This window comes from Mesorhizobium sp. WSM3862, assembly GCF_002294985.1.
Classification (GTDB): Bacteria; Pseudomonadota; Alphaproteobacteria; order Rhizobiales; family Rhizobiaceae; genus Mesorhizobium.
In genome coordinates, this window is the sequence record NZ_NSGE01000001.1 from 318,210 (window position 1) to 329,627 (window position 11,418).

10 protein-coding genes are annotated in these 11,418 nt (G+C 63.7%); 4 read left to right on the forward strand and 6 right to left on the reverse strand.

Annotation, left to right across the window (positions count from 1 at the left end):
* The first annotated feature begins 11 nt into the window (after nt 1-11).
* Nucleotides 12-626: a 3'-5' exonuclease gene (locus CK224_RS01610; RefSeq protein ID WP_095780585.1), complete on the forward strand. Its 615-nt coding sequence runs from the start codon at nt 12-14 to the stop codon at nt 624-626.
* A 33-nt stretch (nt 627-659) separates the two neighbouring features.
* On the opposite strand, the gene CK224_RS01615 is transcribed toward CK224_RS01610, so the two are convergent.
* The 4 genes from CK224_RS01615 to CK224_RS01630 form a co-directional block, all read right to left on the reverse strand.
* A complete protein-coding gene (locus CK224_RS01615; RefSeq protein WP_066995280.1) occupies nt 660-1,259 on the reverse strand; it encodes an ABC-type transport auxiliary lipoprotein family protein in 600 nt (199 codons plus the stop codon).
* 79 nt (nt 1,260-1,338) lie between these two features.
* Nucleotides 1,339-2,712, reverse strand: a complete 1,374-nt coding sequence (locus tag CK224_RS01620) for an MlaD family protein (protein WP_095780587.1) — start codon at nt 2,710-2,712, stop codon at nt 1,339-1,341.
* 14 nt (nt 2,713-2,726) lie between these two features.
* On the reverse strand, nt 2,727-3,545 hold the full coding sequence (locus CK224_RS01625) for an ABC transporter ATP-binding protein (RefSeq protein ID WP_067328403.1): 819 nt from the start codon (nt 3,543-3,545) through the stop codon (nt 2,727-2,729).
* Nucleotide 3,546: 1 nt separating this feature from the next.
* Complete coding sequence (locus CK224_RS01630) at nt 3,547-4,734, reverse strand: ABC transporter permease (RefSeq protein WP_095780588.1); 1,188 nt, start codon at nt 4,732-4,734, stop codon at nt 3,547-3,549.
* A 76-nt stretch (nt 4,735-4,810) separates the two neighbouring features.
* Between CK224_RS01630 and dgcA the strand changes: the two genes are divergently transcribed.
* Entirely contained in the window at nt 4,811-5,794 is a 984-nt protein-coding gene (gene dgcA / locus CK224_RS01635) for an N-acetyl-D-Glu racemase DgcA (protein WP_095780589.1), read from the forward strand.
* On the opposite strand, the gene CK224_RS01640 is transcribed toward dgcA, so the two are convergent.
* Nucleotides 5,765-6,979, reverse strand: coding sequence for an MFS transporter (locus CK224_RS01640; RefSeq protein ID WP_095780590.1), 1,215 nt, complete (start codon nt 6,977-6,979; stop codon nt 5,765-5,767). The genes dgcA and CK224_RS01640 overlap by 30 nt on opposite strands.
* 142 nt (nt 6,980-7,121) lie before the next feature.
* Nucleotides 7,122-7,943 (reverse strand): UDP-2,3-diacylglucosamine diphosphatase, encoded by an 822-nt coding sequence (locus tag CK224_RS01645; RefSeq protein ID WP_095780591.1) that lies wholly within the window; start codon nt 7,941-7,943, stop codon nt 7,122-7,124.
* 116 nt (nt 7,944-8,059) lie between these two features.
* Here CK224_RS01645 and CK224_RS01650 point away from each other — a divergent pair, with 116 nt between their 5' ends.
* Together CK224_RS01650 and CK224_RS01655 are read left to right on the forward strand one after the other, a co-directional pair.
* A complete protein-coding gene (locus tag CK224_RS01650) occupies nt 8,060-8,839 on the forward strand; it encodes an SDR family oxidoreductase (RefSeq protein ID WP_067328390.1) in 780 nt (259 codons plus the stop codon).
* Between the two features lie 161 nt (nt 8,840-9,000).
* Nucleotides 9,001-11,322 (forward strand): NADP-dependent malic enzyme, encoded by a 2,322-nt coding sequence (locus tag CK224_RS01655; protein ID WP_095780592.1) that lies wholly within the window; start codon nt 9,001-9,003, stop codon nt 11,320-11,322.
* Nucleotides 11,323-11,418: the final 96 nt, after the last annotated feature.

Below are 11,418 nucleotides of genomic sequence, written 5' to 3' on the forward strand. Positions count from 1 at the left end.
GCGGGAAGGCCTTGAAGACAGCGATAATCTTCGACTGCGAATTTCTTTGCCTCGAAGGCTCGCAACGCAGATTTTGGTGCGCGGCTCATGATCCCGATCCGGTCATAGCCCAGGTCGGCGCAGTAAAGCTCGGACTTGAGGGGGAGTTTCCCCTATTAGGCACGCACCGCGCCTATGTGCAACCGATTGACCGATTCGGCCGGGGATACGCGCTCGATCCGTTTTTCACCCAGCTCACCGGCATCACTGAAGAAACCCTGGAGACCGAGGGAGTCGGATTGGCAGAAGCTCTTGCCGACATCGACCGGTTCTCCGACGGTGCGCGCTTTTGGTCCTGGGGCAAGGACGAGCTGAACATGGTCGCGATCAGTTGTTATATCGCCGGCATTCCCGTTTCCATACCAGCCAACCGGTTCGACAATGCAGTCAAGCTGCTGCTAGCGGCAGGGATGCCGATCGAAGATTTGCCGAGGACACCCAGCAACAAGCTGGCGGACTACTATGGCGTCGACCACGCTCCGTTGCGGGCACACGACGCGCTCGACGATGCGCTATCGCTGACCTACACCCTGCAACATCTGTTGAAATCCGAAAAATTGCAGGCAGACGTCTTCGAGTGTTTGTAGCTTGCGCGGCACCGCACAGGCACGCGCATTCGTTCAGATCACCGAATCGGTCCAGCGCACGATGTCCTTCGCCGCTTGGCCGAACGCGTTGTCCAGGGCACCGACATAAGCGGCGTTTCCGCCGCCCGAGACCGGTGCGCTGGCCGTGAAGTCCTTCGAGGCGCGCACCTCGCCATTGCGATCGTTGAGGATGCGCACGAACAGGTCCACATCGGCATGTTCGCCCCCATTGACCCGGACTTCGAAGGACCGCACCTCGACGATGATCTGGTAGTCGATCGCCAGACCCTCGCCCGGCTTGCCGACACCGGCAAAGCTGCCGGAGCGCTGAAAAGTCTCGGCGAGCCTTGCCTGCACGATCAGCGGCAGGCGGTCCGCCCATTGCGCGCCCTTGAGGAACTGGATCGACTGGTCGGACGGCCTGATCACGATGTTCTGGCTGTCCAGCGCCTTCAGCGCCGAGGGTTGGGCGATCAGGATCTGGCGGCGGCTGTGGCCTCGCATGTCGAGCGAAGGCGCGGAAAGCTCGAACGTGTCGAGCGGCGCCGGCCTGCCCCCCAGTACCGCGCAGCCTGCAAGCGTGAACACGAGCGTCGCGGCAGCAACGGACTTCAACCCTCTCACTGACTTCACGCGCGATCCCCACTGTCCCCGGATCTGACGATCAACTTGCAGCTGCAATCCATGTTCTTGGCGTTCGCAGCAGCGGAAGTCAACGCCGTGCCCTGCCGTCAAACTGACGGACCTCCCCCTCGCCGCCCGTCAGTATGCGCTGCGGGTTTCGGCTGAGATCTGTCACCGCTTCCTCGATTCGGCTGATCGAGCGCCGGCTGGCCTGGACCAGCGCCTCGACATCCTGCAGCCCCTGGCCGGAGAAGCGCGACAGATTGTCGACGATAGTGCCCAGCCGAGAGTTCAGCGTATCGGCAACCTGCTTGAAGGATTTCAGCGTCGCCCGAGCATCGGCCATCACGCCATTGGCTTCACCGGACCCGAGAAGCTTGTCGACCTTCTCGAGAATTCCGTCGACGCGCACGGACGCGTCGTTGAGGCGCTGCGCAAGCTGGCGGGCATTCTTGATCGTATCGTTGATGTCGTCGGAGCGGTTGGCGATCTTGTCGGTGACCTTGGCGATGTCGGCGGCCGCCTTGTTGGCGCTGTCGCTTGCCTTCTGGATGTTGGCGAGCGCCGTACGGACATTCGCCGGATCTATCCCATCGAGAACGCCGTTGACCTTGGCGAGCGTCCCTTGCGTCTGCTTGGCGAAGTCGTTGACCGACCCCACCGCGGCATCGACGTTCTTCAGCACGTCGTCCAACTGCCCGCTGGTTTCCTTGAGGTTCGCGGTGACCGTGTCGACATTGGCGACGATGCTCTTGATCCGGTCCTTGTCGACCGAATTGAGCAGGCCCTCGGCCGCCTTCAGCGTGCTGTCGAGTCGGCCCGACACATTTTGCAATTGCTCCGAAAGCGAGCTCACGGCGGACAGGAATTTATCGATACCGTCCGAATTCTTGGCCAGCGCGTTGGAGAAGGTCTCGACGTTCTTGACGGTCTGCGTCAGCGGTCCGCGAACATCCTTGGTGAAGCCTTCCAGCTCGGTGAGCACCTTGTCGGCACGAGTGAAGATGTTCTGCGCCGTCTGCAGCAGGTTGGTCACGGCCGACGGATTGGCGACGATCTCCGGAACCCTGCCTTCTTTCTCGGCCTGGTCGAGCAGCTTCACTTCCTTGGGATCGGCGCCTTTCAGCTCGATATTGGCCTGGCCGGTGAGGCCGGCGAGCCCGATATCGGCCTGCGTCGACTTCGTGATCGGCGTCATGCGGTCGATCTCGGTATCGGCGATGGCGACGGTCGGGTTGTCGACATCGATATAGACCCGTTTAACGTCGCCCACCTTGACGCCGTTGAACAGCACGAAGCTGCCGCGGCCAAGGCCCGAAGCCGAGCCCGGGATGCGCACCCGCAGCAGCGTCGTCTCGCCACGCTCGCCGATCGCGGCCGTCCAGTAGACGAAGGCGAACGCCGCGAGGATAGCGGCCAGCGTGAAAATGCCGACAATGACGTAGTTGGCTCTGGTTTCCATTGCCCCACTTATGGCTATGCGCGAGCCGCAAGATCAAGTTGCCGGGCGCGTTTTCCGCGGAAATAGGATTTTACCCACGGCTCCTCGCTTTTCAGCATGTCGTCGATCGTGCCTTCGACCAGCACCCTCTTCTTGCCGAGCACCGCCACGTGGTCGCAGGCGGTGAACAGCGTGTCGAGGTCGTGCGTGACCATGTAGACCGTCAAATCCATCGTATCGCGCAACTTGACGACCAATTCGTCGAATTCGGCCGCGCTGATCGGATCGAGGCCCGAGGTCGGCTCGTCGAGGAAGACGATGTCCGGATCGAGCGCCAGCGCGCGAGCCAACGCCGCGCGCTTGATCATGCCGCCCGACAGCTCGGAAGGGAATTTCTGCGCTGCGTCCGGCGGCAGCCCGACCAGCTCGACCTTGAGCATGGCGAGCTCGTCCATCAGCTTCTTCGGCAGGTCGAGATACTCGCGCATCGGCACCTGCACGTTTTCCAGCACCGTCAGCGCCGAAAACAGCGCGCCGTGCTGGAACAGGACGCCGAGCCGCATGTCGATGCGCAGGCGCTCGATCTCGCTTGCCTTGTCGACGTCGACGCCGAACAGCCTGATGGTTCCCGATTGCTTCGGCATAAGCCCGAGGATGGTGCGCAGCAACACCGACTTGCCGGCGCCCGAGGCGCCGACGAACCCCAGGATCTCGCCGCGCTCGATGTCGAGCGAAAGCTTGTCGAGGATCAGCTTGTCTTCGATGGCAACGGTGACGTCACGGACCGAAAGCACGATCTCGCTCTCGTCCGCGTTCTGCGCCGTGTTGACCCCGTTGCCGCTTGCAACCGCCATCTCAAAACCCAATCGATGCGTAGAACATGGCGAAAAGCCCGTCGAGGATGATGACGACGAAGATCGACTTCACCACCGAGGCGGTCACGTGCTGGCCGAGCGACTCGGCGCTGCCGCCGACCTTCATGCCCTCGACCGAAGCGATGGTGCCGATGATCATGGCCATGAACGGCGCCTTGATCAGCCCGGCAAAAATAGTGCTGAGGTCGATGGCGACCCGCAGCCGGTCGATAAATGCCGCCGGTGGAATGTCGGAATAGAGCCAGGCGGCGATGATGCCGCCGCCGAGCGCGGCGAAATTCGCGATGATCGTCAAGCACGGCAGCGCAATCACCAAGGCGACGAGCCGCGGAAACACCAGCACGCCGATCGGGTTCAACCCGATCACCTTCAGCGCGTCGACCTCCTCGCGCATCTTCATCGAGCCGATCTCGGCGGTGATGGCGCTGCCCGAGCGGCCGGCCAGCATGATCGCGGTCATCAGCACGCCAAGTTCGCGCAGGATCAGCACGCCGACGAGGTCGACGACGAAAATGTCGGCACCGAAATAGCTGAGCTGATAAGCGCCTTGCTGGGCGACGATGGCGCCGACGATGGCCGACATCAGCACCACCACCGGAATGGCACCGACGCCCATGCGGTCGATCTGGTTGAAGATTGCTGCCGGATTGACGGCATGGCCGCGGCCGAGCTTCATCTGCGCGCCGCGGATGGTGGCGCCGAGGATGTTCATCGAGGCCAGAAAATCGTCGCGCATCTCGTAGACGCGGCGGCCGACCAGCTCCAGCGCGCGCAGGATGATGTTGGGCGGTCCGGCCGGCCCCGATTCGGGTTCGCGACGCACCGCGTCGCCCACCGCGCCGAGCAGGATTGAGGCGATCTCGCTCTGCCCCTGCACATGGACTTCGACGCCTTTCTTCTCGAAAGCGCTCGCCAGCCGATCGATCAGCCAGGCGCCGGCCGTGTCCATCTTCTCGATCTGGGAAAGGTCGAGTATCAGCCTCTTGGCGCTGTTGCGGTTTTCGATCTTGCGCATCTCGGCATCGACCGATGCCACGGTCCGCGTCGTCCAGACACCCGAAAAAGCGCAGCCGAGCACGTCGCCTTCCTCGCCGACGGCAATGCGCGGCTGGTGATTGGCATCACCGGCGGGCGTGCGGCTTGCGTCGCGTTTGCGGATGGTCAACATGGCGTCCTGTTTAGCGTGACGGGACTGGCGTGTCGATTTGCCGGGAGACCGGGTCGCACAGCCGGAGAAGAAAAATATGGCGCGTGTCATTTCGGTCGAGGCGGAGCGATTCCCCATCGCGGGCACCTTCACCATCTCGCGCGGCTCGAAAACCGAGGCCGAAGTCATCACCGTGACGATCGCCGACAACGGACATGTCGGGCGCGGCGAATGCGTGCCCTACAGGCGCTACGGCGAGACGATGGAAGGCGTGCGCGCCGCTATCGAGGCGATGCGCGGCCAGATCATCGACGGCATCGGCCGCACCGCCTTGCTCGCGGCCATGCCGGCCGGAGCGGCCCGCAATGCCATCGACTGCGCCTTGTGGGATCTCGAAGCCAAGCTGGGCGCCAGGCCGGTGGCGGACGCGATCGGGGTCGTTTCGCCTAAGGCGCTTGAAACCGCCTACACGCTGTCGCTCGCCGAACCTGAGGCGATGGCGGCGCAGGCCCGCGCCGCTGCCTCGCGGCCACTGCTCAAGGTCAAGATCGGCGGCGACAACGACGCGGCAAGGATTCGCGCCGTGACGCAAGCCGCCCCGCAAAGCCGCATCATACTCGATGCCAACGAGGGCTGGACCGATAACAACATCGTCGAGAATCTCGCATTCGCAGCCGAGCACGGCATAGTGCTGATCGAGCAGCCGCTGCCGGCCGGCCGTGATGGCATCTTGCGCGAAATCGCGCATCCCGTGCCGATCTGCGCCGACGAAAGCGTGCACGAGGCGAAGAACCTCGAAGCGCTGGTCGGCCTCTATGACGTCGTCAACATCAAGCTCGACAAAACTGGCGGACTGACCGAAGCGCTGATCCTTCGCGATCGTGCCCGGGAGCTGGGTTTCGGCATCATGGTCGGCTGCATGGTCGGCACGTCGCTCGCCATGGCGCCGGCAGTGCTCTTGGCTCAAGGTGCCGATTTCGTCGACCTCGACGGGCCGCTGCTCTTGGCGCACGACCGCGAACCGGGTCTGGTCTACCAGGGCTCGCTGGTCTCACCGCCTCAGCCGGCGCTGTGGGGCTGACCGCGCGGCAAGCCCAATCAGCGCGAGGCCGATGATCGCGATCGGGATCATCGCCAGGAACCCGTCGACGCCAAGATGATCGTAGAGCGGGCCGGAGACCAGCGTGACCGCGGCCATGAAGAAGCCGTTGAAGAAATAGGCGATGCCTTGCGCGGCGCCCGTGCGCTCTTCGGAAACCGTTTCGCCGATCATCTTCTGCAGGCCGATCAGCACCATCGCCACCGAAACCGCATGCAGCGTCTGGACGCCGAAGAAGCCGACGACGCCGAGGCCCAGCGGCCAGACCAGCGGAAAGGCGACCCATCGCAGGATCGAGCCGATGCCGGCGATCACCATCACCCTGACGACGGAAACGGAGGCGAAAATGCGGTTGAAGAACAAGAACATGCAGACCTCGGCAACCACGCCCCAGGCCCACAGCAGGCCCACGACGGAATCGCTGATGCCGATCGACTTCCAGTAGATCGACACGAAGCCGTAAAGAAAGGCGTGGCTGGCGGTGATGATGCCGACACCCAGCGTGAAATAGAGGAAATAGGCGTTGAAGAGGCTTGGCGCCGAATGCTGAATGTCGGTCGCCGATAATGGCGACGCCTTGCGAGGCTTGCCCATCCGCGGCGCCCACAAACCCGCGGCAAGCGCTGCGGCAAGGGCCACAAAGATGATCGCCGGAACTGCTTGCGGGCCGGTGGCCGCCAGGATGAAGCCGCCGACTATATTGGCGCAGAAATAGGAGATCGAACCCCATTTGCGCATGGCGGTGTAGTTGGAGCCGAAGCGGCGGACGCCCGACAGAGCCAGCGAATCGGCCATCGGCGAATGCGGCGTCCAAGGGATCGAAAGCAACAGCGAGATGGCCAGCACGCCCGCATAGGTGGCCGGCAGGAAATAGCCGGCCGAAATGATCATCGTCGCCGCGACCAGCGCGATATAGACATTGGCGCGGTCCTTCGCCCGGTCGGCAAACGCGGTGAGCATCGGCGTCGTCACGACGCGCAGGAACATCGGCGCGGCCAGGATGACTGCGATCTGTTCGGCGTGGAAGCCTTTCACCTCCAGCCAGAGCGGAAAATAGGGCAGATGCGTCCCCTGCGACACGAACAATGTCGCGAAGATCAGGCTCATGCGCAGTTCGAAATGGGCGGGCTTGACGAGTTGCTCAGGCGAAAGCGGCGGCAGCGGCATGAATCGATCCAATTACGCTGCATTCCACGACCCGCAACGCGTTTCGATCCCTATCACGCGGCAAGGCGCGACGGAACCGCCTGGACCAGTCGATCTGGCTAAAGCTGTTGAAAGACAAGGAACCTCGGAGCCGGAAAGGCGCTCAGGCAGCCTTGACCTTGAGATCGATGAGATCGACGCGCACCGGCGCGTCCTTGCCGGCCGGAACATCGGGCAGCACATGCGCCCAGGTCAGGATCTCCATGCGGCCGTCGAAATGCTCGACCACCGCGGTGCAGCTTTCCACCCAGTCGCCGGTGTTGATGTATTGCACGTCGCCATAGCTTTCGATCGCGGCGTGATGGATGTGGCCGCAGATCACGCCGTCGACATGCGAGCGCCGCGCTTCCTCGGAGAGCACCGTCTGGAACGATCCGATGAAGTTCACCGCCTTCTTCACCTTGACCTTCGCCCAGGAAGAGAACGACCAGTAAGGCAGGCCGAGCAGGTGGCGCAGTCTCGTCACGAGGCGATTGACCAGCATTGCCGTGTCATAGGCGTAGTCGCCGAGGTAAGCGAGCCAGCGCTGATTGTGCACCACAGTGTCGAACTGGTCGCCATGGATGACGAGAAGCCGCCTGCCGTCGGCGGTCTCATGAATGGCGCGGTCGGCAACGACGATGCCGCCGAAATGCACGCCCTGGAACTGGCGGGCGAACTCGTCGTGGTTGCCGGCGATGTAGGTGATCGAGGCGCCTTTGCGCGCCTTGCGCAGCAGTTTCTGCACCACGTCGTTATGGCTCTGCGGCCAATGCCAGTTGCGCCGCAGGCGCCAGCCGTCGACGATGTCGCCGACCAGGTAGATGGTATCGGCGTCATGGTGGCGCAGGAAATCGATCAGGAAATCGGCCTTGGCCGCTTTCGAGCCGAGATGCACGTCGGAAATGAACATGGTGCGAAAAGTGCGGGGCTCTGGACCGGACATCGCGATTTCCACCTTTCTTTGGCGTGCTATGCCTCGATTCATGCAACAACCGTATGACGGTTGCGGTTGGTCCAGCCCAGGCGCTAGCTTGCCGCCTCGAAAAAGGAGAAATCACCATGGATCTCGGCATTCGCGGCAAGAAGGCCATCGTCTGCGCCTCGAGCAAGGGACTGGGGCGCGGCTGCGCGATTGCGCTGGCCGAAGCCGGCGTCGACCTTGTCGTCAACGGCCGCAACGCCGAGCTGTTGGCGAAGACGGCGCAGGAAATCCGCGAAAAATTCGGCGTCGAGGTGATCGAGATCGCCGGCGACGTCTCGAAGCCGGAAGTGCAGAAGGCATTGCTTGCCGCCTGCCCCGCCCCCGACATCCTGGTCAACAACAATGGCGGCCCGCCGCTTCGCGATTTCCGCGAGCTCGACCGCGCGAAAATCCTCGAAGGCGTGACGCAGAACATGGTGACGCCGATCGAGCTGATCCAGGCGGTCATCGACGGCATGGCCAAGCGCGGCTTCGGCCGCATCGTCAACATCACCTCGCTGTCGGTCTATGTGCCGATCCCGGGCCTCGACCTGTCGTCGGGCGCCCGCGCCGGCCTGACCTCGTTCCTTGCCGGCGTGGCCCGCACGGTCATCGACCGAAACGTCACCATCAACAGCCTGTTGCCCGGCAAGCTCGACACCGACCGGTTGCGTGGCCCGCATGAAGCCGGCACGCCGGAAGACCCGGCAGCGGCCGCCGCGCGCAAGGCCCGCATCAGCGCCGACGTACCGGCAAAGCGCCTCGGCACGCCGGAAGAGTTCGGCCAGATCTGCGCCTTCCTGTGCTCGGTTCATGCCGGCTATCTCACTGGACAGAACATCCCGGTCGACGGTGGCCTCTACGTGAGCGCGTTCTGACGAGCTTCGTCAATCAGCCGCAAGTTTCCGAGCCAACTGGCTGAAATGCATTGATTATCTTCGCCTCGGCATTGTGAATGCCAGGGCCGACATTTGGCGTCGCGAAGAATCGTCGCTGCATGCTAAAAGGCTCGAAAGCAAGAAGCGCAGGAGGGCCGCGAATGGACGGCGAGAGCAAGAAAACGGCCCGATCGGACCTCGATGAGGCCGCGCTCTTCTTTCACAAGCACCCCACCCCGGGAAAGCTCGAGATCCAGGCGACCAAGCCGCTGGGCAACCAGCGCGACCTCGCGCTTGCCTATTCGCCGGGCGTTGCCGCTCCTTGTCTCGAGATCCGGGACGATCCGGCGGTCGCCGCCGACTACACGGCGCGTGCCAACCTCGTCGGCGTTGTCTCCAACGGCTCGGCGGTGCTTGGGCTGGGCAATATCGGCCCGCTCGCCTCCAAGCCGGTGATGGAAGGCAAGGCGGTGCTGTTCAAGAAATTCGCCGGCATCGACGTGTTCGACATCGAGATCGATGCTCCCGAGATCGAGCGCATGGTCGAGACGGTGGCCGCGCTCGAGCCGACCTTCGGCGGCATCAATCTCGAGGACATCAAGGCGCCTGAATGCTTCGAGGTCGAGGAGCGGCTGAAGGCCCGCATGGGCATTCCGGTTTTCCATGACGACCAGCATGGCACGGCAATCATCGTCGCCGCCGCGGTGCTCAACGGGCTGGAATTCGCCGGCAAATCGATCTCCGACATCAAGATCGTCACGTCCGGCGGGGGCGCTGCGGCGCTCGCCTGCCTCAACCTTTTGGTCTCGCTCGGGGCCAATGTCGAAAACATCTGGGTCACCGATCGTTTCGGCGTCGCCTACAAAGGCCGAGTCGAGGAGATGGACCGCTGGAAAGACCCTTATGTGAAGGACACCCAGGCGCGCACGCTGACCGATGTCATCCCTGGCGCCGACGTCTTTCTCGGCCTCTCCGCCGCCGGCGTGCTGAAGCCAGAACTCCTGCAGCACATGGCGCCGAAGCCGCTGATCCTGGCGCTCGCCAACCCGACGCCGGAGATCATGCCTGAGGTGGCGCGCGCGGCACGGCCCGACGCCATGATCTGCACCGGGCGCTCCGATTTTCCCAATCAAGTCAATAACGTGCTCTGCTTTCCTTACATCTTCCGCGGCGCGCTGGATTGCGGGGCGAGCGCCATCAACGAGGAGATGAAGATGGCCGCGGTCAGAGCGATCGCGGCCCTGGCCCGCGAGGAGCCCTCGGACGTCGCCGCCCGCGCCTATTCCGGCGAGACGCCGGTCTTCGGGCCGGACTTCCTGATCCCCTCGCCCTTCGATCCGCGGCTCATCCTGCGCATCGCGCCGGCGGTGGCGAGAGCCGCCTGCGACACCGGCGTGGCGACGCGGCCGATCTCCGATTTCGCGGCCTATGTCGACAAGCTCAACCGCTTCGTCTTCCGCTCCGGCCTGGTGATGAAACCGGTGTTCTCCTCGGCCAAGGCCGCCAGCGCCAAGCGCGTCATCTACGCCGACGGCGAGGACGAGCGCGTGCTGCGGGCGGCACAGGTGGTCCTGGAGGAAGGCATCGCCGAGCCGATCCTGATCGGCCGTCCGCATGTCGTGGAAGTCAGGCTGAAGCGTTACGGCCTGCGCATCCGACCGGGCGTCGATTTCGGCCTGATCAACCCGGAGGACGATCCGCGCTACCGGCACTATGTCGATCTGCTGATCGAGCTCGCCGGCCGCCGCGGTATAACGACGGAAGCCGCCCGCACCATGGTGCGCACCAACAACACGGTGATCGCCGCGCTTGCGTTGAAGCGCGGCGATGCGGATGCGATGATTTGCGGGCTCGAAGGCCGCTTCGAGCGCCATCTGCGCAATGTCACGCTGATCATCGGGCCGCGTCCCGGCATCAAGGACCGCGATCTCTCGACGCTGTCGATGCTGATCTCGCAGCGCGGCATCATCTTTCTCACCGACACCCATGTCTCCGTCGATCCGACGGCGGAGGAGATCGCCGAGATGACGGTGCTGGCGGCGGAAGAAATCCAGCGCTTCGGCATCGAGCCGAAGGCTGCGCTGCTGTCGCATTCGGATTTCGGCTCGCGCGATTCGCCCGGCGCGCTCAAGATGCGCGAGGCCGCCGCCATCCTCGCCCGCATCGCGCCGGAGCTGCAGTGCGACGGCGAGATGCATGCCGACTCGGCTCTTTCCGAGCATCTGCGCCAGCGCGTCTACCCGCATTCGCGGCTGAAAGGGGAAGCCAATCTGCTGGTGTTCCCGAACCTCGATTCGGCCAACATCACGCTGACGGCGCTGCGTGCCATGATGGACGCGCTGCATGTCGGGCCGATCCTGCTCGGCACCGACAAGCCCGCGCACATCCTGACGCCTTCTGTGACGTCGCGCGGCGTGGTCAACATGACGGCACTGGCGGTGGTCGAGGCGGCGCACAAGGCGCAGGCGCTCGCCCCGATCTGAGTTGAGGGTGAGCTCTGGGTTGATGCGAGCTCGCGCCAGCGGAATTGTGTTTGGGTAGTAAGCAAAGGAACAGTTAACCACGAACGCGGTAGCCTT